We start from the raw sequence: 24,604 nt of genomic DNA, 5'->3' as shown, positions 1-24,604 counted from the left end.
CGTGACCACTTCGATCTTCGATCTCGTTGAGCAGCAGCTCGCGCCGCAGTGCGCACCCAGCACTGGTATGGGGTCACCCGGTGTACAGCATGGCGTCTTGGTGTTGCACCTCGAGCCGGACGCGCTACTGCCGGTGGCAACCCGCCTCAAGTCGGAGTTTGCCTTCGACCTGTTTCTCGACGTGACTGCCATCGACTGGCCCGACGCGCCACTGCGCTTCGAAGTGGTGCACCATTTCTACTCCACCACCCACAAGGTGCGCGTGCGATTGAAAACGCGGGTGCATGCCGACGATCCCACGGTTAGCACGCTCAAGTCGCTGTACGGATCGGCTGGCTACATGGAGCGCGAGTGCCACGACATGTACGGCATCGCGTTCCGCGGCAACGACGATCTGCGTCCGATTCTGCTGTACGAAGGCTTCTCGGGACATCCACTGCGCAAGGACTACCCCAAGCAGCTGGAGCAGCCGCTGGTCCCCTACCGCCCGCCGCAGGGTACCCTTGTCCGCTAGCATCCCGAATCCGGTCCGCCCGGCCTTTACCACCCACGAGCGCGACGACACGGTCATCGTCAACATCGGCCCGTCGCACCCCGCCACCCATGGCACGGTGCAGATCATCGCCGAGCTCGATGGCGAGAAGGTGCTGCGGACCGACGTGCACTGCGGCTATCTGCACCGCGGCTTCGAGAAGGAGTGCGAGGATCACACCTGGCACAATCTCATCCCGTATGTCGATCGCCTGAACTACTGTTCGGCGCTGATCAACGACTTCGCGTACTGCGACGCCGTCGAACAGATGATGGGCATCGAGATTACGCCTCGCACGAAGTATCTGCGCACGCTGCTCTCCGAGTACATGCGCATCACCGACCACCTCACCTGCGTGGCGGCGAGTCTCATGGAGCTCGGCGCCATGACCGCGTTCCTGTACTTGGTTACGGTGCGCGACTTCATGTACGAGCATCTCGCCGCACTCACCGGCGCGCGCGTGACGTACTCGTACGGTCGCATCGGTGGACTCGCGAATGATGTGCCTACCGGCTGGTTCACGCGCCTGCACGAAATCCTGGCCGAATACGAGACGTACATCGCGCGCGTCCATGGCCTGGTGGATCGCAACCGCATCTTCATCGACCGGCTGCGCAACGTGGGCACGATCAATACGGCCGACGCCCTGCACTGGGGCTTCACCGGCGTGATCCTGCGCTCCACCGGCGTACCGCGCGATCTGCGCAAAGACACCCCGTATCTGGCGTACGCCGAACTCGATTTCGACGTACCCGTGGGCATCAACGGCGACAATTACGATCGCTACTTCGTGCGCATGCGCGAGATGGACGAGTCGGTGTACATGATCCGTCAGCTGGTGGACCTGATGCCCGAGGGGCCGATCAATGTGGACGATCGCCGCTGCGTGTTCCCCGAGAAGACGCTGGTGTACAACGAGATCGAATCGTTGATCAACCACTTCAAGCTGGTGATGGAAGGCCCGTCGGTACCGGCCGGTGAGATCTATGTGGCGCACGAAGCGCCCAACGGTGAGCTCGGATTCTTCCTCGTCAGCACCGGTGGCGGTACGCCGCACAAGGTGCACGTGCGGTCGCCCAGTTTCGTGCACATGGGCGGCGTACACCGCATGCTCGATGGCTACCAGTTGGCCGACATCGTGACGACGTTCGGCTCGGTGAACATGATCGGTGGGGAGTGCGATCGATGAGCGGTCTGGTACAACGCCTGATCCCGGAGTTCGAAGTGTGGAAGCGGCGATATCCGGCCGGCTTCGACGGGTCGCTCTCCATTCCTGCCCTCCGTCGCATTCAGGAAGAGCGCGGCTACATCGCCGACGAAGATATCACCGATCTCACCGCGTACCTGGGCGTCCCGCGTACCCAGATCGATGAAGTCGTGGCCTTCTACACACAGTTCACGCGCAAGCCGCTTGGCACACACCACATCCAAGTGTGCCACAACGTGAGCTGCTCGTTGCGTGGCGCCGAAGGTCTGGTGAAGCATTTGTGCGCACGTCTGGGCATCAAGCCGGGTGAGACGACCACCGATGGGCAATTCACGCTCACCACGGTGGAATGCCTCGCCTCGTGCGGCACGGCGCCAATGATGATGGTGGGCGATGCCTTTTTCGAGAACCTGACACCCGCCTCGGTGGACGCGCTGCTCGCCGAGTGGCAGGGGAGCACGTCATGAGCACCGTGACCACCGAACTCTCCGGCACGAAGTTCTTCATGAACTTCCCCGTCACTGACACGTCGCACACGCTGGTCGAATATCGTACGCGCTTCGGCTATCAGGCGCTCGAGAAGGCGCTGCGCGAGATGTCGCCGACCGACGTGACCAAGGAAGTCGCGGCCGCCGGTTTGCTGGGACACGGCGGCGCCGCGTTCCCGGCGGGACGGAAGTGGGGCGTCGTGAAGTTGGGCGACGGTGAGCCGCACTACGTGTGCATGAATGCCGACGAAGGCGAGCCGGGTACGTTCAAGGACCGTTGGCTCATGGAATGCGTACCGCACATGGCGCTCGAAGGGCTGATCATCGGCTCGTATGCGCTGCAGGGACGTCATGCCTTCATCTACATCCGCGGCGAGTTCGATCTCGCCTACCGTCGGATGGCCGATGCCATCGAAGAGGCGTACGCAGCCGGATTGCTGGGCGAGCACATCCTGGGCACCGGCTACTCGCTCGATGTCGTGCTCTATCGTGGCGCCGGCTCGTACGTGTGCGGTGAAGCATCAGCCATGCTGGCGTCGCTCGAGGGCAAGAAGGGCTGGCCACGCAATCGACCGCCGCGACTCACCGTGAAGGGGCTGTATCAGAAGCCCACCGTGGTCAACAACGTGGAGACGCTGGCCAACGTGCCGGTGATCATGCGCCTTGGTGCCGCGGAGTTCAGGAAGGTCGGTACGCCCAAGAGCCCGGGCACGCAGATGATCTCGATTTCCGGCCATATTGCGAAGCCGGGCGTGTACGAGGTCGAGTACGGCTATTCGTGGACGAAGTTCATCTACGAAGACTGTGGCGGCATGCAGAACGGGAAGGCGCTCAAATGCATCATCCCCGGCGGCGTGTCCACGAAGCTTCTCAGCGCGAGTGAGATCGAAGGCGTTACCCTCGACCACAACTCAGCGGTGGCAGCAGGTTCGCAGGTCGGGTCGGGCGGCATGATTGCGGTAGCCGAGGGCACCTGCATGGTGCGTCTGGCGCAGGTGATTCAGCGGTTCTATCACCATGAGTCGTGCGGCCAGTGCACCCCGTGCCGTGAAGGCATGGGATGGATGGAGCGCATTCTGAATCGCATTGTCGCTGGTGGTGGACGCCCCGAAGACATCGATCGCCTCTATCAGATCTCGCAGGCCAACGACGGCACCACCATCTGCAGTCTCGGCGACTCCGCGGGCTACGCCTGTTCGGCCATTCTCGATCACTACCGTGAAGAGTTCGAGTACTACATCAAGAACGGACGGTCGATGTACGACGGCAATCTGACCGTGGAAGACCCGTTCGCTGCCGCCGGAGTTGCGTCGTGAGTGATGTAACGACACTGGTAGCGGCGAAGAAGATGCTCGACTTCGCGATCGATGGCGTCGCGATGCAGGCGGAGGACGGGCAGACCGTGATTCAGGCTGCGCGCGCCAACGGCGTACACATTCCGCACTTTTGCTGGCATCCAGAGCTCTCGGTACCCGGCAACTGCCGCATCTGCATGGTGGAGATCGTGCAGGAGACGGGCGATCCGTGGTTCGATATCGCCTGCAATATGCCGGTCACGACGGGCATGCGTGTGCTCACCAATTCGGAGATGATCAAGGCACTCCGTAAGGACACGATGCAGTTCATCACGCTCAACCACCCGGTGGACTGCGGGATCTGCAACAAGTCGGGCGAGTGCATGCTGCAGGACTACCATTACGAGTTGAACGGTGCGGCGTCGTTGTCGCGCGACCCCAAAACGCACGCCACCAAGTTTTTCCCGCTGTCCGACCGCATCATGCTGGACAACGAGCGGTGCATCATGTGCACGCTCTGTGTCCGCTTCACCAACGAAGTGTCGGGCTCGAAGGCGCTGGGGGCCGTGAATCGCGGTGACCATGCGCTGATCCGTCCCGCCGAAGACGCCGACTTCAACCTCGACGTCTACTCCGACAACGTGATCGATCTGTGCCCGGTGGGTGCGTTGCTCTCCACCGAGCTGCTGAGTCACGCGCGCGTATGGTACCTGCAGGCCACGCAGTCGGTGTGCCCGGGGTGTGAGCGCGGTTGCAGCATCGAGGTGTGGCACCGCAAGCACGAGTGGAAGCTGAACGCGCTCGACCCACAGCTCAATACGCGCATCGATCGCGTCACGCCGCACGAGAACCCCGAGGTGAACGGCTTGTGGGTATGCAACAAGGCCCGCGACCTCGCCCATCTGTTCGAACGGCCGCGGGCCGAGCAGGCGATGCAGCTCGGTGTGGCGGTGGAGCTCGCGGAGGCCACGTCGGCGGCCGCCCAGCTCATCGGCGCAGCGCGGAATCCGAGAGCCATCGTGTCGAGCTGGGGTTCCAACGAAGAGCTCGCGGCGTTTCACGCGGCCTTTGGCGACAGCATGCCGGGCTTCGTGAAAGCCGATCACGTCCCTCTCCCGGGTGAGACGATCGAGGATCACCTGCTCATCAAGCCCGACAAGAATCCCAATCGCAAGGCGGCGCTGGCGTTGTATCCGGCACTCTCTGAGCGCGTGCATGAGGCGCTGCCCGCCAGCACGGATTTGGTGCTGGTGTGGGGCGAAGGGTTTGACAGCGCGCGTGTTCCCGCCGGCGCAAAGGTGATTCGATTGAGCTCGTACGTGCATGCGGACAACGCCGGCGCCGATGTGTTCATCCCGATCAGCGTGCAAACCGAACGCAGCGGGCACTACACCAACTTCGCTGGCGTCGTCACGGCGTTTCACGCCTGCTTCCCCGTGAAGCCGGGTATCGCCCACGCGGAACCCGTGTTCGCCGCGCTATCCGCCGGTATTGCCGCCGAGTGGCGCGCATGAACGTGTTCATGCCTGATCTGATTGTCTCACTGGTATTCATTACCTATGCCCTCGTGGTGCTCCTCAGCTTCGGCGGGTTGCTCACGTGGGTGGAGCGCAAGCAGGCGGCCGTGATGTCCGACCGCATCGGTGCCAACCGCGCCTATATCAAGATCCCGTTCACCAACATCAAGCTGGTGTGGCTGGGACTGTTTCACGGCATGGCCGACGGATTGAAGATGCTCCTCAAGGAGAATTTCAAGCCGAAAACACACGACGCCGTGGGCTACTTCCTGGCGCCGTTCATCGTGTTCGCGCCGATACTGCTGGTGTTCGCCGTCATCCCATTCGGCGGCACGCTCGATCCCGCGCAGCTGTTTCCGTCGCTAGCGTCGTGGTTCGGTTCGCGCACGTACCAGTTGCAGATCGCTCAGCTCGACGCCGGCATCCTGATCGTGTTCGCCTTTGGCGGACTCACGATCATCGGCACAATGCTCGCCGGCTGGAGCTCGGGCAACAAATTCTCGCTCCTCGGTGGACTGCGGGCCGGCTCGCAGATGATTTCGTACGAGCTGGTCATGGCCCTCACGATCATGGGGCTGATTCTGGTGTACGGCACGGTCGATCTGGGCGCGATCGTGCGCTTGCAGTCGGGCGTGATACTGGGCGTGCTGCCCAAGTGGGGCGTGTTCATGCAGCCCTTCGCGGCGTTTCTGTTTCTCACGGCGGCGATCGCCGAGAACAAGCGCATTCCGTTCGATCTGCCTGAGGCCGAGTCGGAGCTGGTGGCCGGCTACTACACCGAATACAGCGCCATGAAGATGGGCCTCTTCATGTTCGCCGAGTTCATTCAGATCGCGATTGTCGGGGCGCTGTTCGTCACGCTGTTCCTTGGCGGCTACAACCTGCCCTACATGAATGACGCCGGCTTTCTGTTTCCCGGCGGCCACTCGGTGGCGCTCAGTCACGGGCTGGTGGTGCCGCTGCAGATGCTCGGCTTCCTGGCCAAGGTCTTCCTGATGTGCGTGATCCAGATCCAGATCCGCTGGTCACTGCCCCGTTTCCGGTACGACCAGATGCTGTCGTTTGCGTGGAAGATGTTGTTGCCGCTGTCGCTGGCGAATCTGGTGGTTACCGCGGTGGCGATGTGGATCATGGAGGGCGCCAAGTGACCACGCCCCTGAAGCCAGACGTCGAGCCGGCGGCGAAGCCACTGGTGCGCACCGTGAAGTACGAGCGCAAGCAGTACTGGAATGAGCCCACCATGACGTGGTGGGAGAAGGCGTACCTCCCGGAGGTGCTGCGCGGGCTGGCCATCACCACCGGCATCTTCCTGCGCAACATGGGCAAGTGGATCACCGGCCAGCGTGGCGCCATCACCACCTACTACCCCGAAGAGAAGCGCGCCGACTACGCGCCGGCCAATCGCGGCAAGCATATCCTCACACAGCGCCCCGATGGATCGCCGCAGTGTATCGCGTGCAACATGTGTGCGACCGTGTGCCCGGCCAAAGTCATCGAGATCGAGGCCGGGTTCGACATCAATGACCCGGCACACCCCAAGTCGCCGATCCGTTTCGAGATCGACTACTCACGCTGCGTGTTCTGCGGCCTCTGCATCGAAGCGTGCCCGGAAGACGCGATCCGCATGGAGCCCGACATGCCCGATTTAGTGTCGGGTGACCGCTACAACATGTGGCTCACGATGGAAGAGATGCTGACCTGGAATCCAAAGCAGGATGTCGCCAAGCCGTACCCACCGAAGCCGGTCGCCCTCACGGTCAGCGACAGCATGCTGCGAGGACGCGAGTCATCGACACATTGATTCTGGGCCTGATGGGCGCCATCGCGCTCATCTCGGCCGCGCTGATGCTCGTGATCCGCGAGCCCATGCGCGTCGCGCTCGCGCTGATCACGACGATGGTGATGCTGGGCGGCATTTATGGGCTGTTGGGCGTGCATTTCATCGCTGCCTTTCAGGTGCTGATTTATGTGGGCGCGGTGATGGTGTTCATGGTGTACGTCATCATGCTGCTCGAGGTGCGTGAGGCACCGGGCAATGCGCGGTTCTCTCGCTGGCTCGTGCCCGGCGTCGCGGTCTTTGCCGCGCTGGTGGGCGTGCTGGGCATCAGCGTGTACCGCGGAAGCAATGACGTACGCTTGGCACCGGGTGGCGCGGCATTCAGCCTGACGCAGTTCTCCACCGCGTTCCTGTCGCAGTACTGGCTGGAGTTCGAGCTCACATCGGTGTTTCTGGTGGCCGCGATCGTGGCCGCCCTCGCCGTGATCAAGGTGAGCCGGAGAGCGCATGGATAGAGTCAGCCTGCTGCTCTGGCTCTCCGGCGCGCTCTTCTCGCTGGGCTTGCTGGGCGTGATCGTGCGCCGCAATGCGTTGGTCATGCTGATGTGCATGGAGCTCATGCTGAACGGTGTGAACCTCAGCCTGGTCACCTTCTCGCAGCAGCGTGGAGATGCCGCGGGCGCGGTGCTGGTGTTCCTGGTGTTCGTGGTCGCCACCGCGGAAATCGCACTGGCCATTCCGATCGTCCTGCTGCTCGTGCGCTTCAAGCGCTCGATGGACATCGATCGTTTCTCTGATCTCAAGGGTTGAGCCGCATGCCTCACGTGCTACCGCACACGCTGGCGCTCATCGCCTTGCTGCCGCTCGTCGGCTTTCTGTTCAACGGATTCTTCGCCACCGCCCTCGGTAAACATCGCCTCAACGAACGCGCGGCCGGCATGGTGGGCTCAGCGTTCCCGATCGCGGCCTTCGTGCTCACCATCAAAGCCTTCTTCGATCTGCAAGCGGGCGGTTACGCACCGATCGTGGAGCCGCTGTACCGCTGGGCCCTGATCGGGTCGAGTTCGTTCGAGATCGCGTTCTACTTCGATCGCCTCAGCGCGATCATGACGCTGGTGGTCACGGGTGTCGGATCGGTGATCCACATCTACTCCACCGGCTACATGCATAACGACAAGAGCTTCGGGCGCTTCTTCGCGTACCTGAATCTCTTTCTGTTCTTCATGCTGCTGCTGGTCCTCGGCCGCTCCATGCTGGTGCTGTTCGTGGGCTGGGAAGGGGTGGGACTCGCCTCGTACCTGCTCATCGGCTTCTGGTTCGACGATCTCACCAACGCCAAGGCCGGCCGCAAGGCGTTCCTCACCAACCGCATCGGTGACGCCGGCTTTTTGTTGGGCATGTTCCTGTTGTACCGCGCGTTCGGCACGCTCGATATGGACACCATCAACGGCGCTTTCCTTACCGGCAGCGAGGCGGCGATGATCGTGCCCGCCAGTGTGGTGGGGCTGTTGCTGTTCGTCGGTGCTACGGGCAAGTCGGCGCAGATCCCGTTGTACGTGTGGCTCCCCGATGCGATGGCCGGCCCCACGCCGGTGTCGGCGCTGATCCACGCCGCCACCATGGTCACGGCGGGTGTGTATCTCACGGCGCGCATGTCGGGCATTTACATGATGGCCCCCGAAGCCTCGCAGGTGATCGCGGTGGTCGGCGTGCTGACCGCGTTCTTCGCCGCCACGGTGGCGTTGGTGCAGACCGACATCAAGAAGGTGCTCGCCTACTCCACGGTGTCGCAGCTGGGCTTCATGTTTCTGGCACTCGGTGTGGGTGCCTACGGCGTGGCGATCTTCCACGTGGTCACGCACGCCTTCTTCAAGGCCTGTCTGTTCCTTGGCGCCGGCAGCGTGATTCACGCCCTTGGCGGCGAGCAGGACATCAGGAAGATGGGCGGCTTGCGCACAAAGATTCCGCTCACCTTCTGGACCTTCGCCATCGCGACGGCGGCCATTGCGGGCATTCCGGGACTGGCCGGGTTTTTCTCGAAAGACGAAATCCTCTGGTACGCCTTCGCCAGTGCGAAGGGTGGCGCGCCGTGGTTGTGGGGCCTGGCCGCGCTCACCGCCCTGATGACCGCCTTCTACATGTTCCGCCTGTTGTGGCTCACCTTCATGGGCGCCTCGCGCCTGAGCCCCGAGGTGGAGCACCATGTGCATGAGTCGCCGATCTCCATGACCGGCGTGTTGATGCTGCTGGCGCTGTTGTCAGCGGGCGGTGGGTACATCGCTATTCCGCATTTCCTGGAAGCGCAAATTCCGCTGCCACCCATCGTGGACAGCCTCGAGCACTATGAGCACACGCTGCTGATCGTGTCAATCGTGTTGGCCTTTGTCGGACTCGGGCTGGCGGTGTTCATGTACGGCGGAGCGGCCTCGCGACCGGAAGCGATCAAGCAGGGCCTGCTGCCCGTGCATCGCCTGCTCACGGCCAAGTATTTCGTGGACGAGCTCTACGACCGCGTGATCGTGAAGCCGCTGGTGTGGTTCTCCGATGTGGTGCTGTTCCGCGGTAGCGACCGGCTGCTGGACGGCTCTCTGAATGGCCTCGCGTCGTTGGCGCAGCGTTCAGCCGGATTGTTGGGCCGAGTGCAGACGGGCAGCCTGCATTTGTATGCATTGCTGGTGATGGTCGGCATCGTGGGCGCTCTGCTCTGGAGCTGGCGTCATGTCTGAGTTCACGATGGGACCGATGCTGCTCAATCTCCTTTTGTGGTTGCCGATCGTTGGCGTAGCGCTGGTGTTGTTGACCGCGCGCGCCAACGATGGATTGTCACGCGTGATCAGCCTGACCACGATGACCGCGCAGTTCGTGATCGCCACGATGCTGTATTTGCAGTTCGACGCCACGATATCGGGGCTGCAGTTCGCCACGCAGCTCCCGTGGATCGCGCAGTGGGGCGTGTCATACCTCATTGGCCTCGATGGCTTCAACATTTTGCTGGTGCTGCTCACGGCGTTTCTGGGGCCGATTGTGGTGCTGGGCGCGTGGACGTCCATCAAGAACAACGTGCCACTGTTTCACGTCATGGTGCTGCTGCTGCAGTTCGCCATGATGGGTGCCTTCGTGGCGCAGGATCTCTTCCTGTTCTATCTGTTCTGGGAAGCGATGCTGATTCCGATGTTTTTAATCATCGGCATGTGGGGCGGCGCGCGGCGCGTGTATGCCACGCTCAAATTCGTGCTGTACACGGCGTTCGGCAGCATTCTCATGCTGGCGGCGGTGATCTACCTCGTGCACTCCATGCAACAGAGCAGCGGCGTGCTGTCGTTCGCCTTCGACGACCTGTACCGCGCGCAGTTGCCGCTGTCGGTGCAAACAATTCTGCTGGGTGCGTTCGCGCTCTCGTTCGCGATCAAGGTACCCATGGTGCCGCTTCACACCTGGCTTCCCGACGCGCATGTGGAAGCGCCCACGGCGGGCTCGGTGATTCTGGCCGGTGTACTGCTCAAAATGGGTACGTACGGCTTCATGAAGCTCGGCTTCCCGCTCTTCCCTGATGCGGCGCGCGCGTTCACGCCGGTGCTCATGACGTTGGCCGTGATCAGCATCGTGTACGGGGCCTGCCTCGCGCTGGTGCAGACCGACATCAAGAAGATCATCGCGTACTCCTCAATCAGTCACCTGGGCTACGTGATGCTGGGGCTGCTCAGCCTCGAGCTGGTGGGTGTTCAGGGCGCGATCATTCAAATGGTGAGCCACGGACTCGTAGCCGCCGGTCTGTTCCTGCTGGTGGGCATGATTTACGATCGCTGCCACACGCGAGATCTGGCGGCCTACGGCGGCTTGGCGCGCCTGCTGCCGGTGTACTCGGTGTTCTTCATGATTTTCACGCTGGCGTCGGTGGGATTGCCCACCACCAGCGGCTTCACCGGCGAATTCCTCGCGCTGCTCGGCGCCTTCACGGCGGCCTGGCCGGCGCATCTCGACGGCAATCATTGGCCGTTAGTGCTCGCAGTTGTCGCAGTTACCGGCGTGGTGCTGGGCGCGATGTACATGCTGCGCTTCGCCCTCACGTTCCTGTTCGGCGACGTGAAGGCACCGCACCACACGCTTGAGCATCCGCTGCTCGACCTGTCGTGGCGTGAGCAAAGTATACTCGGCCTGCTGGTGGTCGCCGTGTTCGCCCTTGGTCTCTTCCCGGACGGCGCGTTGCAGAAAACCGAACTGGCAGCCAAGACATATCAGTCGCTGGTAACCACGTCGCGTGTGCCTGCTGGCTCGCCCGAGTCGCAGGCGGGGGTGACGCCGTGAATAGCGATGTGAACACCGCGATGAACCCGCAAGACGCGTTGATGGCGATGCTCCCCGAGCATTTCCTGCTCGGTGGCATCGTATTGCTCATCGTGATGGCCGTGCTTGGACGTGGCGCACGATCGGCGCTCTGGGTCGCGCTCGGCGCCGTGGTGGCGTCGTGTGCGGCGGCGTTCTGGCTGTCGCACGCACAGTTCGCGGCCGAACCATTTGCGGGGCAGTTCTCGGTCACGCCGGCGGTGCTGCTGGCCAAGGGTGCGCTGCTGGCGCTGGCCGTGCCGGTGTTGCTCATGTCGCGCACCGAGTTCAGCGACGGCGAGTTTTCCATTCTCTTGTTGTCGTCGTTGTACGGACTGTGCCTCCTGCCGTCGTCGGACAGTTTTTTGGTGATGTTTCTGGGGCTCGAATTGCTGGCGATGCCGGTGTACGCGCTGGTGCTGTTGGCGTTGCGCCGGCCGCAGAGCGCCGAGTCGGCGTTCAAGTATTTGGTGCTGAGTGGCGCCGCGTCGGCCACGTTCCTGATGGGTGTGTCGCTGCTGTACGGCGCCACCGGCTCGATGAGCGTGAGCGAGTTCGGACCGGCGCTGGCATCGGGCGACATCATGACGCGCACCGCGGTGGTGCTGGTGCTGCTGGCGATGTTCCTGAAAGCCGCGGTGGTGCCGTTCCACGCGTGGGCGCCGGACACCTACGAAGGCGCGAGCATCCCCGTCACGGCGTACATGGCCACGCTCACCAAGGGTGCGGTGTTACTGGCCGCCGTGCGCCTGTTCAGCGGCGCGAATGTGTCGGGGTCGCTGGCCCAGATCCTGATGGTGCTGCCGCTGGTGTCGATCGTGTGGGGCAATCTCGCCGCGATCAAGCAGCAAAGCTTCCGCCGCATGATCGCGTACTCGTCGATTGCGCATGCGGGCTACCTGTTCTACGCTTTCTTGGGCGATTCTGCGGGTCGAATGCAGGCGGTGCTGTTTTACGTGATCGCGTACTCGGTCACCAACCTGCTGGCCTTTGCCGTGTTGCCGCAGAACGACGCCGACGATCAGCGCGATTCACTGGACGCGCTGAAAGGGCTGTATCATCGCAATCCCTTTGCGGCGGCGATGATCGCGATCGCGATGTTGTCGCTGGCGGGACTGCCGCCTTTTCCGGGGTTCGCCGCGAAGTTCTTGATTTTCAAGAATGTGGTGGCGGCGGGATATACCACGTATGCGGTGCTGGGCCTCGTGGGCAGTTACCTCGGCATTTACTTCTACCTGCGCGTGATTCAGGTGTTGTTCATGACGGCTTCAGAAGCGGCGACTAGCGAGAAGGAGGCAGGTGGGTCGGCGCGGATGGCGGGAGTGTTGTGTTTGGTGGGGACGCTGGTGATGGCGGTGTTGCCGGGGTGGGTATTGGGCGGCATGTAGGCGGTGTGCGGGTGGCCGTGTTCGTAGTGGGGGTTGGCTTGGTGAACAGCCGGAACACGGATAGGCAGAAGGTCGGTCTGCACGAGTTCAAGTCACGATTACACGACCGCATCGGACTAGGTGCCTCGAGCTAGCGCACCCTGGTCCGCGTATTTGTCGGCATATACTTGTAGCTCCAGCCTGCGCACTTGACGGCCAGCGAGCGCAGCGGTTGCCACGCGACGGATTCAGCGCCATGTACGAGCTGTCGGGACCCTGCTCATCAGGCCACCGTACTCACTCGCTAGGGTATCCCATGATCAAGACACGAGACCTGTCGCTGGCACTTGCTGTCGCTGTCGGGATCGGCATGTCCGCCTGTGTGCGTCACACTAACGCCGCTCAACCTGCATCGATTGGCAACCAGCGCCTCACCGTCTTAGTCGACGCGTTTGGGTCGCAGCCAGCGCTACGGCAAGACTGGGGCTATGCCGCGTTGATTGAGTACGGGGGCAAGCGGATTCTGTTCGACACCGGCAATGATTCGGCGGGTTTCGCCGAAAACGTGCAGCGGCTCGGCGTACAACTGACTCGCCTGGATGCCGTGATCATTTCGCATCGTCACGGGGATCACACAGCAGGGCTGCGCTATCTGCTGACCGTCAATCCACGCGTCACGATTTACGTGACCGAGGACGAGGCGTTCGGCGGTCCGACCCCAGCGGTGTTCTTCAAACAGCCAGACCCGTCATTGCCGATCACGATGCGCTACTTCAATGGTGCCGTACCGGACGTCATTCCGCACGGCAGCGCGTGGACCGGGGCCAATTTCATCAGAGTGACCGACACGATGGAGATCGCTCCAGGCTTCCGTGTGGTGCGAAATATTTCAGCCACTCAACAGTTCAGCGAAACACCCGAACTCTCACTGGTCATCGACACACCCACGGGACAAATCGTGGTGGTGGGTTGCTCCCATCCTGGTGTTGAACGAATCGTGGCGTCGGTGGCGGCACGCGATCCTCACATCTCGATGGTTGTTGGCGGCTTGCATCTCGTCACCGCGCCCCGACCGGAAGTCGAGCGACTCGCGATGGCACTGCGCGACACCTGGAAGGTCGAGCGTATCGCACCGGGACACTGCTCGGGAGAGCTCACGTTCGCCGTGCTGCAGCGCATATTCGGTGCGAATTATCGCTATGCGGGTGTGGGCACCGTGATCGACTTGTCCTGATGCGCTCGGGGTTCACCAAGTCACGTTGCGCTTCCAGGCAACTGGTACCGGCACACCCATCATCACAATGCGGGACGCTGCGTAGGCCGCAGCGCGCGCAACCTTCCGTGACATCATCCGCCAGCTGGCCGGCGACGCGCAGCGTCGTCCTCGCGTGTCGTGCTCCCCTGTCGCCGAGAGGCAGTCATGAAACCCGTGCTCGTGTTCGACATGAACGAAACGTTGCTCGACCTGTCCTCGCTCGATCCGACGTTTGCCCGTTTGTTTGGTCTGAGCGAGGGCTCAGCGCTGCGAAAGACGTGGTTCACACTGGTCGGTGCGCTCTTCCTCACCTCCACCATCACTGATGAGTACCGGAGCTTTGATAAGCTCACCGACGATGCGCTGCAGATGCTCGCGATGCAACTCGGGCGGGAGGCCAGCGCCAACGACCGGACAGCGCTTCGGGAGGCGCAGGGAAGCATCAGTGCGTACGCCGACGTTGCCCCGGGGCTGACGCAGCTCAAAGCGTCGGGCTTCACGCTGGCGACCCTCACGAACTCGACGACGAAGGCGGCTGAACACTTGCTCGGTCTTTCAGGGATCCGCCAACGGTTCGACGCAGTCCTCTCGGCCGACACCATCGGGCGCTACAAACCCGCGCGCGAGGCATACGCCTACGCCGCGCGAGAGCTCGGCGTGAATCCCGAGCGCATCGTGCTCGTGGCGGCGCATGCGTGGGACGTTGCGGGCGCCATGGCGGCGGGGCTCCAGGCGGCCTTCATTTCCCGGCCTGGACAGGTGATGAGCCCCGGTCAACCGAAGCCACAGTACGAGGCCGCCGACATCGCAGTACTCGCCAACCAACTGGTGGCGCAGCACGGCTGACGCGCATATGGTCAGGCCGTTCCACCCTTGCTGAACCTGCCGCGCTCGGTAGTGGAAATTCGTAGAGCGACCGTCACCCCAAACCTTGCCACGTCCCGCTATGTCCCTCGATCTGCTCTGGTTCTGCCAGCTGGCCTCCGACGGCGAGTTCATCGGCGGCGGCGCGCTCCGCAAGCCCACGCCGGCGTATCTCGCGAGTCTCGTGGAAACGGCGTCCGAGATGGGCTTCAGCAGCCTGCTCACGGCGACGAACTTCCACGCCGAGCACGATGCGTGGACGGCGTCGATCGCCACGTTGGCGCGCACGCAGGGCGCGGGGCTGCTGGTGGCGGTCCGACCGGGGATGTTCAATGCCGCCGTGTTCGCGAAGATGGCCGCCACGGCCCATGAGCTCTTTCCGGGGCGACTTCGCCTGAATATCGTGACGGGTTCGAACCCCGTCGAAAATGCGATGTACGGCGATCACGACGACCACGATGCGCGGTACCACCGCACGCGCGAATTCATCGAGGTCATGCGCCGGCTGTGGTCGGAGCCCGTAGTCGACTACGAGGGCGCCTATTTCCAGAGCCGCGGCGCCCTACTCGCGCCCAAGCCGTCGTTGCCGATTCCCATTTACGTGGGCGGTCACAGTGCGCCGGCGCAACAGCTCGCGGCCGATCTCTCTGATGTGTATCTACTCTGGGCTGACACCGTCGATGGCGTGCGCGCGCGGCTCGCCACCATGCGCGTGTTCGAAGACGCCGCCGGACGCCGAGTGCGCTACGGGCTGCGCTGCCACGTGATCGTGCGAGAGACCGAAGCCGAGGCCTGGGCGGCGGCCGACCGGCTCATCAGCCGCGTCGATCCGGCCACGCGCGAGGCGTTCATCTCGGCGGCCTCGAACACCGACTCCGAGGGACAGCGCCGGCAGCTCGCGCTGTCGTCGGGCCCGTCGCTGGTGGTGGAGGAGAACCTGTGGGCCGGCGTTGGGCTCGCGCGCACCGGCGTCGGTCTCGCGATCGTCGGCGACCCGGCGCAGGTCGAGGCGAAGCTGCGTGCCTACGAGGCGCTCGGCATTTCGACGTTCATTCTTTCCGGCTATCCGCATCTCGAGGAGTGCCGCCGATTCGGTGAGCTGGTAATGCCGCGACTGCGTGCGCACGAGACCGCGGCACGCCCCGTCTCGGCCACCGGCGTATCGGCCACCGGCGTGGCGCCGGTGACGTGACGCGCTTCACGGCGGCGATATCGCCGACTGCATCACCGCCGAATCCATCACCGTCAAATACAGCACCGCCAACGCTGATGCGCGTAGTCGGGCGATGGGATTTGTTGGCGCTCGTAATTAACGGGATTGTCGGCGCGGGCATCTTCGGATTGCCGGCCAAGGTGCATGCACTGATCGGGGTGTGGGGCGTGCTCGCGATCGTGGCGTGTGCGCTGCTCATGGCGGTCGTGGTGTTCTGCTTCGCCGAAGTGAGCTCGCGTTTCGATGGCACCGGCGGTCCGTATCTGTACACAGCCGAGGCCTTCGGACCGTTTCCGGCATTTCTGGTGGGGTGGTTGCTCTGGCTGGCGCGTATTGCGGGCATCTGCGCCATTGCCGGCATTCTCGCGGAGTATCTCGCGTTACTGATACCGGGGATCGATCGCGGTGCACCGCGCGCGATCTTGCTCACGGTCATCATCGGGGGATTCACCGCGCTGCACGTGTCCGGCGTCGCGCGCAGCGTGCGCGTGGGGAACCTCATCACCGTGGCGAAGCTGGTGCCGTTACTGGCCTTGGTCGCGTACGGACTGATTGCGATCGACGGCTCCGTCTTCGCACCGGCCGCGTGGCGCGAGGCCACGGTGCCGTCGCGCTCCAATTTCTCGTCGGCTGTCTTGCTGCTGACATTCGCCTTCGTGGGTTGGGAAACGGCACTGGTGGCGGCCGGCGAAACACGCGACCCCCGGCGCGACATGCCGTTCGCGCTGTTGGTGGGGCTTGCGGTCGTCGTCGCGCTCTACGTAGGGCTGCAGGCGGTGTGCATCGGATTGTTGCCGGAGCTCGCCACCTCGACCCGTCCGCTGGCCGATGCGGCGACGGCATTGGTGGGGCCGATCGGTGGCACCATCATCGTGATCGGCGCGACCGTGTCGATGCTGGGCACGATCAACGGCGGTATGCTCACGATCTCACGCCTTCCGCTGGCGATGGCCCATTCGGGTCAGCTCCCGGCAGTACTGGGAAAGCTCAACTCGGCGTCGCGCGCGCCGGTGCACAGCATCGTGCTGTCGGCAGTCGTGGTGTGGCTACTCGCGCTCACCAGCACGCACGTGTACGTGCTCACCATCAGTACGATCGCGCGCTTGCTGGTATTTGCCGTCACCTGTGCCGCGCTACCCGTGCTGCGCCGAAAAGTCGACGCGCCACCGGCGCGGTTCGTGTTGTCCGGTAGCCTCGTGGTGCCGATCGCGAGCCTCGTGCTGATCGCCTGGTTGCTGAGCGGGACGTCGGGCAAGGAGACACGCGATGTGCTGCTCGCGGCCGTCGGTGGGAGCGTGTTGTACGTGGTCGTACAGGCGGCGGCGAAGCGCGGGCCGCGTTAACCACGTGTCCGTCAAATCGGGTCAGGCTCAGACAACTGCCAGAACATGGATCACGTCGGCGGACGGGGCGCACTGACCCGTTCCTCCTGTTGTTGCTCTTCTTCGCGGGCCTTCGCGGACTTCTGCGCGAGCCGCGGTGCGTGCGGCGGCCTCGGAGCGGTCGGAGAGCCCGCTGGTTCGCGCGCAGATGCCGTGCAGATGCCGCGCAGATGCCGCGCAGCAGAGGGGACATTTATGGGAACGAGGCGAACTTGTGTGGAGGGGAGGGGGGGGCACTTGGCGGTTTCTTGCGTGGCTAGGGGGGGCAATGGGGGCTATGAGCTGTCGCTGTGGGCTGTGGGCTGTGGGCTGTCGGCTCCCGAGGCTTGGGGCTTGGGGCTGACAGCTCTCGGCCATGGGCCGTGGGCCATGGGCCATGGGTGACGGCCAGCCGGTCAGTCGCCAGTGTTCACCCACGGCCCATGGCCCATGGCTCACGGCGGAGAGCCGATAGCCCAGAGCCCCAAGCCTCGGGAGCCGACAGCTCACAGCAAAAGCCCACAGCAAAAGCCCACAGCAAAAGCCCACAGCCCCCAGCTCACAGCCCCACCCAAAAAACTCAAGTCCAGTTCCCCTCTCCAAAATTCACTGCCTCTGCGCAGGGCGCCGTTGGCAAAGCCGCTCACCATGCGCATGTCCTGCGTTGTCCCCGGCGCATTTTTCGCGACGTGGCGCCGTGCGGTCCTCGGTGTGATTGTATTTTTCGAGGTGCCCACAACAACTACAGCCAGAACACCGATCACACCGAGCGGACGGATCGCACCGATAAGCACACCACGCCTTTCGCTTATCGATGTTTTTTTGGTGCCCTCGGCGTCATCCGTGTTCCGTCTGTTGTTGTTGACGGTGCCCGCCTCCGCACCGCCCCCTTCCGGCAACTCCCGCCGAGTGGTTTAGCGCGCCGGTGGCACTCGCTCCGCCGCGCCGGCAGCCGGCCGGTTGCCGATCCGTTCCAGCAGCTGACCGAGTGTCTTGATCTCGGTGCCGTACCGGGCCCAGTCGCCGTCCCGCTGCGCCTCGATCGCGCTCTGGTAATGACGACGGGCCTCGTCGATCAGCGGCTGCAGGCTCGCGTCCACGACCACAGGCACGCCGGTGGCTGAGTCGCCGGCGGCGAGCACGCGCGGCGCGGCCCGCGCACCGGTGGCACTCCCGAACAGGGTGGTCAGCGCACCGTCCAGCGTGGACTCCATCACCACTTGGTTCTGGTAGGCGACGACCACCCGCTTGAGCTCGGGAATGCGCCCACCTTCGGCCTGCAGGTACAGCGGCTGCACGTACAGCAGCGATTCTTCGATCGGAATCACCAACAGGTCGCCCCGCAGCACGGTGGACCCGCGCTGGTCCCAGAGCGTCACTTGGCGCGAGATCTCGGTGTTCTGGTTGATGCGGTTCTCGATCTGCCGCGGTCCGAACACGAGGCTTTGGCGAGACAGCTGGTACACGCGCAGCTTCCCGTACGCGGCGCCATCGTTTCGCGCCACCATCCACGCCGCGAGGTTGTCCTTGCCGCGCGGTGAGAACGGCACCATGTAAATGAATTCCGCGCCCTGCTCGTCGGGCAGTCGCATCACCATGTGCCGCATGAAGGCCACGGCGCCGTCCTTCTGGTCGGTAGACGGAATCTGCCACTGGTCTTCACGGTGGTAGAAGTCGTCCGGCGCGTCCATGTGATACGTGGTGTACAGCGTCGACTGGGCGCGGAAGAGTTCATCGGGGTAGCGCATATGCGCCCGCAGGTCGACAGGCATGCTGTCGAGCGGCAGGAAAATGCCCGGGATAATGCGCCGCCAGGTGGCGATGATGGGGTCGGTGGGCGCACTCACGTACGCGCGGATGGATCCATCGTACGCGTCGATCACCACCTTCACACTGTTGCGCATGTACGTGGTGCCATCGGCCAGTCGTTGCGCGTACGGATACCGCGTGCTGGAGGTGTACGCGTCCAACATCCACACCAGCGTCCCGTCGGTACGGATCACCATGTAGGGATCGCGGTCGAACGCGAGCATCGGCAGGGCCTTCCCGGCGCGCGTGACAATGTTCCGGTTGTAGAGAATGCGGCTCGTGTCGCTGATGTCCTGCGAGAACAGCAGGTTCGATGACGCGAAGACCGAGGCGAACACCGTGCGCTTGAGGAAGCCTCCGACGCGAACACCGGCCGCGCCGCCGTAGCTCCGGTACACATTCTGCTCGCCGGAGGGCTGATCGAATTCCCGCTGGTTGGTGCCCGTCACCACCCAGTCATTGCTGAGCTCCCCGAAGTAGATCTGCGGTCGCGTCACCGTGAGCGACACGTTGGACGCGGGAGGCAGGTCCTTGATGAACAACACCGGCAAGCCTTCCACCGTGACCTGGTTCACCGGGCCGAGCGTGAGGCCCATCCCGTGCGTGAACGTGAGGCGGTCGTTGATGAACGTTCGTGTGGGCAGCGAGGCCACGTTCAGTTCACGAGGCGAAAGCAGCACTTGGCGGTACTTCCCGTCGATCAGGTACCGGTCGTCATCCACCGACACGAAGTCGTAATACGTGCGAATCTCCTGCAGCTGACCGAAGGTCTGCAGCAGCGGATCGCGATCCCACAACCGAACGTTGTCGATCGTGGGCGCATTGCGCTTGAGGTCATCGAGCGTGAGCGTGGCCTCACCGTTTAGTTCGCGGGTGTCCACGCTGTCGAGCCCCCACGCCTGGCGCGTGGCGGCAAGGTGGTGTGTGAGGTACGGCCGCTCGCGCGTGAGCTCGGTGGGCGCCACCACGAACTTCTGTATCAGCTGCGGAAACACACCACGCGCCACCAACGCGATGGCGAGGTAGCCCCCCACGGCGATGGCGCCATAGCGTGGAAGCCGCTCGCGGAAACCGCCCACAACCACCAGCGCGGCGGCCGCGAGCGCCAGCACGACCGACAGATAGATGGCGGGGCGTGTGGCATGGAGATCGGTGTAGCTCGCGCCAACGAGCGGGCCGGTGTTGGAGAACAGCAGCTCGGGGATATCCACCGCGTACAGGCGCACCGCCGTGAGCACCAGCATGACGGCCACCAACACCGCCAGGTGCAGGCCGGCGTGTCGCTTCACAACCACGCCGGATGGGCCCACGCCAATGTCACCGCGCGGTAGGTACACCGCAACGGCGAGCACCAGCGAGACGGTAGCCAGTGCCGAGAGCATCGCCAGCACCACGGAAATTCCCGGCAGCGTGAACACGTAAAACCCGATGTCACGCGACAGCACAGGGTCGTTGAGACCAAACGGCACGCCGTACCACCACTGCAACGCCGTTTCCCATGACGCGCTCGCGATCAGCCCGGCAAAAAGGCTGATCCCCAAAGCGATCGGGAGGCCAAGACGCTCGAGCACCGCCGGGAGTTCCACGCGCGCAATGGTATCGCCCGATCGCACCACCAGCGGACCATTGGGTTGGCCGCGTCGGGCAATGCGCAGCGTGAGCAGCAGAACGCCCAGCGCGAGCAGCGCGGCACCTGCGAAGAGGGCCACCTGCGTGGACAGCTGGCGGCTGAATACGACTTCGTAGCCCACTTCCTGAAACCACCACCAATCAGCAAGCAGTGCGCTGTAGGTGGGAAATCCGAACAGGAGCCCAAAGACAAGGGCGACAGCAACGACGACAGTAACGCGCGACCGAAACATCAGACGCCTCCAGAATGGTCGGCGGGAACCACGACAGGAGCGCACCGGAGACCACCCGCATGCGACACCGGCGTGCTCGATAGCACACCGACTTCGTTGAAGGATACGTCAGGATCCTGCCGAAAAGTGCCACGATCGATGATTCCCACTCACGCCGACGCGCGTCTCAAAGGGGTGCGCTTTCTCGTCCGTTTTGCATTATTCTCGGTAAAGGTCGCCGAACGTGGGTCACCGTCCCGTCCGCGAAGGATTCGCATGAATTCCAAAGATTTGACGCGCGCACAACGCGAGGCGCAGTCGATGTGGCGCTGGATTGGACGCGAGCGGCCGCCGTTTGCCGAGACGCTCGGCGTGGGGCAAGAATCGGTGTGGGACTATCCGCGTCCGCCAGCGATCGAGGCTGAACCCCGTGAAGTGGTGGTTCGGGTAGGTGGCGTGGAGATCGTGCGTACGTCGCGTGCCCTCCGGTTGTTGGAGACGGCCAGCCCGCCCAGCTATTACCTCCCGTTCGCGGACGCCACGTCCGGCGCCTTCGAGCCCGCGCCGGGTTCATCACACTGCGAATGGAAAGGCGCCGCGCGCTACTGGACCGTTTTGGGTGGTGATACACGCCTCGACCGGGCCGCCTGGTCGTACGACCGGCCATCGAGCCCGTTCGCCATGCTGCGCGATCATGTGGCCCTCTACGCCGTGCACGCCGAATGCTTCGTAAATGGGGAGCGCGTGCGTCCGCAGGACGGTGGCTTTTACGGTGGCTGGGTGACCGACCGCATTGTGGGACCGTGGAAGGGCGCCGCGGGCACGAACGGATGGTAGGCGGGTGCAAGTACCTCGGTCGCCGATGCGCCACGCGATGCATGTCGTAGGCTATCGCAACGTGATATGCTGCGAGGTCTTTACGACCGTCACCACCGCACCGTTTGCATCGCCGCCGGGCAGCGCTATGAATGAGCAACTGGCCAACCGCCAGAGTGCGGCGGTATCTTTCGCTTCTCGTCCACCCAAGGCTTCCCTGCCGCGGTAGCGACTGCGGCCATCGAACTGGCCAGCGCTCGGCCCAATCTCTACGGTCCAGTCGCCGCGACGAATGACATCGGGATCATGCTCGACAATAAAGGGTGAGTTCCCTGCTGCTTTCAGTCGCGCGAGTGCGCTCCGCGCGATTCCGTGTCAGCGGGATGCAGGCCGGTGGAGGGCGCGTCGAGCCCGTACACGACGCCAAAGCGATTCGATCGACTCTGCGTCGCCAAACGCAGCCGTTGTAGCTCACCGGGCGAGAGCGACGGTGCTTCACGCTCCCACGTGAGATAGCCGAGTCCGAGATGACGGGAGTGGCAGCCGCGGCACTCTTATCGAGCAGCGACACCAGGCGACGCAGGGGCACGCGAGAGCACCCTGCGATATCGAGGCCGGCGAACGTTCCCGCGCGCGCGTCGCGCCGGAGGCGTTGGCCGCCGCACGAGCGGCTTTGGCGGCTGATGAGAGGCGCGGCCGCCCGACGGCGGCGAGGCACGCTCTTCCTTGCGCCGCTTTGTTCGCTTGAGTTGTTTCGCGCTGACGTTGGCGTAGACTGGTACCGGCGGCTGTTTCTCGGTGAACAACAGCCACCGACGGTTTTCCGCGCTGAGGGTGCTGAACGGCGCATCAAGGTCAAAACCCAGAGTGACAGCGATATCGCGCAGGTGAGGTCCGTGCCACGCGACCGGCCACGCGGTAATCGCGCCCTCACGTATGCTGCGCGACGGATCGGATACCAGCGAACGCTCCGTTACGGTGTGCACGCGTGCCTGACCGCGGCAGGTCAGGCACGCCCAGCAATCGTATTTCGTGCGAAGGCATCGGCCGGCGACGGCTCCGCGCCGGAAGGGTACTCGCCGGCTCGCGAATACAACCAGCGAGTCACGAGGGCCATCGAGGTCGATATTGCGAAGATGTGCTCGCGGGCACCGCGCACGGAGACATGTCCGCTCACGAGTCTGATCATACGATCGCTCATGCGCCCTACGGCGACCCTTTGTCGCCATGCGTACGAGGATCTTGTTGCGGCTCCTCATCGAGGTCGCCTTCGTCGGGCTGTGGCGGCGACGGCTCAGGCTCCTCGATGATCGTTGGGGGTACCGTTGGCTCTTGGTCGATCTCCGGAATCTGGTCAGGCCCTGGTAAGTCGATACGCTGTGGTGTGCCAGGCGGGTGCGGTGTGACGATGTCGGGCATGCAGACTCCTGAGCCTGGTGTCGGTGGGGTGAGTGGGGGGGCGGCCAACAGGTCCGCGCTGGCTGGCGGTACATCACCGAATAGATTGCAATGGACTGAGCAATTGTCGTACCCTCCCGCGTAGAAAGGTTCGGTGTTTGCGACGGCGGCCGAGCGCGTTTCCACGGCGCACAGAGGCGTACGTGCAGCGCGCCGCCGGTCATCACGCAACTCGCGCTGCGCGTTCACCGCCCACCGATCACCACCGCGTTTCGCACATGATGGAAGACACGATTCGACTCCTCGAAGCCGAACTGCGTGATGCGCAGCTCAACGCCGACGTTGATGCACTCGATCGATTGATCGACGATGCCCTATTGTTCACCGGGCCCGATGGGAGGCTCGTGACGAAGGCCGACGACCTGGCGCTGCATCGAAGTGGCGCCGTGCGCTTCTCGACGCATATCCCGAGCGACCTACAGTGGCAGCAGGTGACTCCGGCGGTGGTGGTCGTGACACTGCGCGCGCGCCTCGGCGGTCTCTTCCACGGGCAATCGTTCGCGGGAGACTATCGCTACACCCGCGTTTGGGCGCAGCGCGACCATTCGTGGCGTGTTGTGGCCGGCCATGTGAGCACGGTCGCGCTGCCCTCTCCAGATTCAGCTTGAGCCAACGTACCGGTGATCGTTTCACCGGCCAACTCGGTCAACTCGGCCAACTCGGCCAGACGCGTCCGCGGCATGACTCGAGTGTTTGGTGGCGGCGCGCGGCTTGGAAGTCTGAGCTCGTAACACAGGCGCATCGCGCGACCGATCAGTTCTCGCTGGAAATCTTGCTCTGGGCGGCCTTGAGCATCCGCATCGCTTCCTCAATGGCGGCTTTGAGCTCACGGTCGATGTGCTTCACTTCGTCGTTGGGTGAGTTCTTCACCCACACGTCGGGCGGCACCCCGAGATTCTCGAGGTTCACGCCGTAGTTGTTGGGCTTGGTGGGATCGTAGGTGATCACCAACGATCCCGGCGTGCGGATGGTGCCGCCGTTGATCAGCGCATAGCTCCCGGTCGCGATCACCGCGGCCGCCGTCGGATTGCCCACAATGCGGCCGAGCCCGAGCTGACGGAACGCCAATGGCGTGACCTCCCTGTCGGAACCGGAGCGGGCGTTGATCATCATGACCTTGGGGCCCGCGATCGCCTGTCGGGGACGACGACCCCAGGTGCGCGCCCCGGTGCGCTGATTCCAGAATTGGTACGGTTGCCGCTCGAGGATATCGATCAATTCCTGATCGATGTTGCCGCCCCCGTTGTAGCGAATGTCGACGATGAGGCCCTTCTTGTTCGAGAACTGGTCAATCTCGTTGCGGAAGCGCGTGAGCGAGGGCTGATCCATGGAGCGGATGTGCACGTAGGCGATGTCGCCGTTGGTCTCCTTCTCCACCTGCTCCCGCCGTGTCGCCACCCACTCTTCGTACTTGATGTCATTGAGTGAAGTGACGCTGGCGATGCGCACCGTACGCGCCCCCTCACCACTCGCGGACTTCG

At 63.6% G+C, this 24,604-nt stretch carries 22 protein-coding genes; 18 read left to right on the top strand and 4 right to left on the bottom strand.

Annotation, left to right across the window (positions count from 1 at the left end; genetic code table 11):
• Position 1 precedes the first annotated feature (1 nt).
• The 16 genes from ACLL97_RS13540 to ACLL97_RS13465 all read left to right on the top strand — a co-directional run bounded on the left by ACLL97_RS13540 (position 2) and on the right by ACLL97_RS13465 (position 17,181).
• Complete coding sequence (locus ACLL97_RS13540) at positions 2-514, top strand: NADH-quinone oxidoreductase subunit C (RefSeq protein WP_411281005.1); 513 nt, start codon at positions 2-4, stop codon at positions 512-514.
• A complete protein-coding gene (nuoD, locus tag ACLL97_RS13535) occupies positions 504-1,721 on the top strand; it encodes an NADH dehydrogenase (quinone) subunit D (protein WP_411281004.1) in 1,218 nt (405 codons plus the stop codon). The genes ACLL97_RS13540 and nuoD overlap by 11 nt, the downstream gene beginning before the upstream one ends.
• Positions 1,718-2,206: an NADH-quinone oxidoreductase subunit NuoE gene (gene nuoE, locus ACLL97_RS13530; RefSeq protein ID WP_411281003.1), complete on the top strand. Its 489-nt coding sequence runs from the start codon at positions 1,718-1,720 to the stop codon at positions 2,204-2,206. Before nuoD ends, nuoE begins: the two co-directional genes overlap by 4 nt.
• Positions 2,203-3,543 carry an NADH-quinone oxidoreductase subunit NuoF gene (nuoF, locus tag ACLL97_RS13525; protein ID WP_411281002.1) on the top strand — a complete coding sequence of 447 codons (1,341 nt, stop codon included), beginning with the start codon at positions 2,203-2,205 and terminating at the stop codon, positions 3,541-3,543. Before nuoE ends, nuoF begins: the two co-directional genes overlap by 4 nt.
• Positions 3,540-5,036, top strand: a complete 1,497-nt coding sequence (locus tag ACLL97_RS13520; protein WP_411281001.1) for a 2Fe-2S iron-sulfur cluster-binding protein — start codon at positions 3,540-3,542, stop codon at positions 5,034-5,036. The genes nuoF and ACLL97_RS13520 overlap by 4 nt, the downstream gene beginning before the upstream one ends.
• Complete coding sequence (locus ACLL97_RS13515) at positions 5,033-6,187, top strand: complex I subunit 1/NuoH family protein (RefSeq protein ID WP_411281000.1); 1,155 nt, start codon at positions 5,033-5,035, stop codon at positions 6,185-6,187. Before ACLL97_RS13520 ends, ACLL97_RS13515 begins: the two co-directional genes overlap by 4 nt.
• Entirely contained in the window at positions 6,184-6,840 is a 657-nt protein-coding gene (locus ACLL97_RS13510) for a 4Fe-4S binding protein (protein ID WP_411280999.1), read from the top strand. The genes ACLL97_RS13515 and ACLL97_RS13510 overlap by 4 nt, the downstream gene beginning before the upstream one ends.
• Before the next feature lie 11 nt (positions 6,841-6,851).
• Positions 6,852-7,331: an NADH-quinone oxidoreductase subunit J gene (locus ACLL97_RS13505; RefSeq protein ID WP_411280998.1), complete on the top strand. Its 480-nt coding sequence runs from the start codon at positions 6,852-6,854 to the stop codon at positions 7,329-7,331.
• Positions 7,324-7,626 (top strand): NADH-quinone oxidoreductase subunit NuoK, encoded by a 303-nt coding sequence (gene nuoK / locus ACLL97_RS13500; RefSeq protein WP_411280997.1) that lies wholly within the window; start codon positions 7,324-7,326, stop codon positions 7,624-7,626. Before ACLL97_RS13505 ends, nuoK begins: the two co-directional genes overlap by 8 nt.
• Before the next feature lie 5 nt (positions 7,627-7,631).
• A complete protein-coding gene (nuoL, locus tag ACLL97_RS13495; RefSeq protein ID WP_411280996.1) occupies positions 7,632-9,542 on the top strand; it encodes an NADH-quinone oxidoreductase subunit L in 1,911 nt (636 codons plus the stop codon).
• On the top strand, positions 9,535-11,121 hold the full coding sequence (locus ACLL97_RS13490; RefSeq protein WP_411280995.1) for a complex I subunit 4 family protein: 1,587 nt from the start codon (positions 9,535-9,537) through the stop codon (positions 11,119-11,121). The genes nuoL and ACLL97_RS13490 overlap by 8 nt, the downstream gene beginning before the upstream one ends.
• Positions 11,122-11,141: 20 nt before the next feature.
• Positions 11,142-12,527, top strand: a complete 1,386-nt coding sequence (locus tag ACLL97_RS13485; protein ID WP_411280994.1) for an NADH-quinone oxidoreductase subunit N — start codon at positions 11,142-11,144, stop codon at positions 12,525-12,527.
• A gap of 295 nt (positions 12,528-12,822) precedes the next feature.
• Positions 12,823-13,740, top strand: a complete 918-nt coding sequence (locus tag ACLL97_RS13480) for an MBL fold metallo-hydrolase (RefSeq protein ID WP_411280993.1) — start codon at positions 12,823-12,825, stop codon at positions 13,738-13,740.
• Positions 13,741-13,926: 186 nt separating this feature from the next.
• The gene (locus ACLL97_RS13475) at positions 13,927-14,607 is read left to right on the top strand and encodes a haloacid dehalogenase type II (RefSeq protein ID WP_411280992.1); all 681 of its coding nucleotides are present in this window, start codon (positions 13,927-13,929) and stop codon (positions 14,605-14,607) included.
• Between the two features lie 100 nt (positions 14,608-14,707).
• Positions 14,708-15,817, top strand: a complete 1,110-nt coding sequence (locus tag ACLL97_RS13470; protein ID WP_411280991.1) for an LLM class flavin-dependent oxidoreductase — start codon at positions 14,708-14,710, stop codon at positions 15,815-15,817.
• Positions 15,818-15,894: 77 nt separating this feature from the next.
• Positions 15,895-17,181 (top strand): APC family permease, encoded by a 1,287-nt coding sequence (locus ACLL97_RS13465; RefSeq protein WP_411280990.1) that lies wholly within the window; start codon positions 15,895-15,897, stop codon positions 17,179-17,181.
• Positions 17,182-18,113: 932 nt separating this feature from the next.
• On the opposite strand, the gene ACLL97_RS13460 is transcribed toward ACLL97_RS13465, so the two are convergent.
• A complete protein-coding gene (locus tag ACLL97_RS13460; RefSeq protein WP_411280989.1) occupies positions 18,114-20,870 on the bottom strand; it encodes a UPF0182 family protein in 2,757 nt (918 codons plus the stop codon).
• A 255-nt stretch (positions 20,871-21,125) separates the two neighbouring features.
• Here ACLL97_RS13460 and ACLL97_RS13455 point away from each other — a divergent pair, with 255 nt between their 5' ends.
• Positions 21,126-21,686: a DUF427 domain-containing protein gene (locus ACLL97_RS13455; protein ID WP_411280988.1), complete on the top strand. Its 561-nt coding sequence runs from the start codon at positions 21,126-21,128 to the stop codon at positions 21,684-21,686.
• 533 nt (positions 21,687-22,219) lie between these two features.
• Here the strand turns inward: ACLL97_RS13455 and ACLL97_RS13450 are convergent.
• Both ACLL97_RS13450 and ACLL97_RS13445 read right to left on the bottom strand, forming a co-directional pair.
• Complete coding sequence (locus tag ACLL97_RS13450) at positions 22,220-22,894, bottom strand: hypothetical protein (protein WP_411280987.1); 675 nt, start codon at positions 22,892-22,894, stop codon at positions 22,220-22,222.
• Positions 22,872-23,084 carry a hypothetical protein gene (locus tag ACLL97_RS13445; RefSeq protein WP_411280986.1) on the bottom strand — a complete coding sequence of 71 codons (213 nt, stop codon included), beginning with the start codon at positions 23,082-23,084 and terminating at the stop codon, positions 22,872-22,874. Before ACLL97_RS13445 ends, ACLL97_RS13450 begins: the two co-directional genes overlap by 23 nt.
• Positions 23,085-23,341: 257 nt before the next feature.
• Between ACLL97_RS13445 and ACLL97_RS13440 the strand changes: the two genes are divergently transcribed.
• Positions 23,342-23,731: a nuclear transport factor 2 family protein gene (locus ACLL97_RS13440; RefSeq protein WP_411280985.1), complete on the top strand. Its 390-nt coding sequence runs from the start codon at positions 23,342-23,344 to the stop codon at positions 23,729-23,731.
• Positions 23,732-23,876: 145 nt separating this feature from the next.
• On the opposite strand, the gene ACLL97_RS13435 is transcribed toward ACLL97_RS13440, so the two are convergent.
• Positions 23,877-24,604, bottom strand: a 728-nt coding sequence (locus ACLL97_RS13435) for a S41 family peptidase (protein ID WP_411280984.1), incomplete at its 5' end; no start/stop codon positions are given.

It is taken from the genome of Gemmatimonas sp., assembly GCF_046594945.1.
Classification (GTDB): domain Bacteria; phylum Gemmatimonadota; class Gemmatimonadetes; order Gemmatimonadales; family Gemmatimonadaceae; genus Gemmatimonas.
The sequence above is the reverse complement of the archived record's forward strand: the minus strand, read 5'-3'. Positions and strand labels throughout refer to the sequence as shown.

Coding starts and splice junctions, on each gene's coding strand:
- nuoE (WP_411281003.1), top strand. CDS start 1,718: ATGAGCGGTCTGGTACAACGCCTGATCCCGGAGTTCGAAGTGTGGAAG.
- nuoF (WP_411281002.1), top strand. CDS start 2,203: ATGAGCACCGTGACCACCGAACTCTCCGGCACGAAGTTCTTCATGAAC.
- ACLL97_RS13515 (WP_411281000.1), top strand. CDS start 5,033: ATGAACGTGTTCATGCCTGATCTGATTGTCTCACTGGTATTCATTACC.
- ACLL97_RS13505 (WP_411280998.1), top strand. CDS start 6,852: ATGGGCGCCATCGCGCTCATCTCGGCCGCGCTGATGCTCGTGATCCGC.
- nuoK (WP_411280997.1), top strand. CDS start 7,324: ATGGATAGAGTCAGCCTGCTGCTCTGGCTCTCCGGCGCGCTCTTCTCG.
- nuoL (WP_411280996.1), top strand. CDS start 7,632: ATGCCTCACGTGCTACCGCACACGCTGGCGCTCATCGCCTTGCTGCCG.
- ACLL97_RS13490 (WP_411280995.1), top strand. CDS start 9,535: ATGTCTGAGTTCACGATGGGACCGATGCTGCTCAATCTCCTTTTGTGG.
- ACLL97_RS13485 (WP_411280994.1), top strand. CDS start 11,142: ATGAACCCGCAAGACGCGTTGATGGCGATGCTCCCCGAGCATTTCCTG.
- ACLL97_RS13480 (WP_411280993.1), top strand. CDS start 12,823: ATGATCAAGACACGAGACCTGTCGCTGGCACTTGCTGTCGCTGTCGGG.
- ACLL97_RS13475 (WP_411280992.1), top strand. CDS start 13,927: ATGAAACCCGTGCTCGTGTTCGACATGAACGAAACGTTGCTCGACCTG.
- ACLL97_RS13470 (WP_411280991.1), top strand. CDS start 14,708: ATGTCCCTCGATCTGCTCTGGTTCTGCCAGCTGGCCTCCGACGGCGAG.
- ACLL97_RS13465 (WP_411280990.1), top strand. CDS start 15,895: ATGCGCGTAGTCGGGCGATGGGATTTGTTGGCGCTCGTAATTAACGGG.
- ACLL97_RS13460 (WP_411280989.1), bottom strand. CDS start 20,870: ATGTTTCGGTCGCGCGTTACTGTCGTCGTTGCTGTCGCCCTTGTCTTT.
- ACLL97_RS13455 (WP_411280988.1), top strand. CDS start 21,126: ATGAATTCCAAAGATTTGACGCGCGCACAACGCGAGGCGCAGTCGATG.
- ACLL97_RS13450 (WP_411280987.1), bottom strand. CDS start 22,894: ATGGCGACAAAGGGTCGCCGTAGGGCGCATGAGCGATCGTATGATCAG.
- ACLL97_RS13445 (WP_411280986.1), bottom strand. CDS start 23,084: ATGCCCGACATCGTCACACCGCACCCGCCTGGCACACCACAGCGTATC.
- ACLL97_RS13440 (WP_411280985.1), top strand. CDS start 23,342: ATGATGGAAGACACGATTCGACTCCTCGAAGCCGAACTGCGTGATGCG.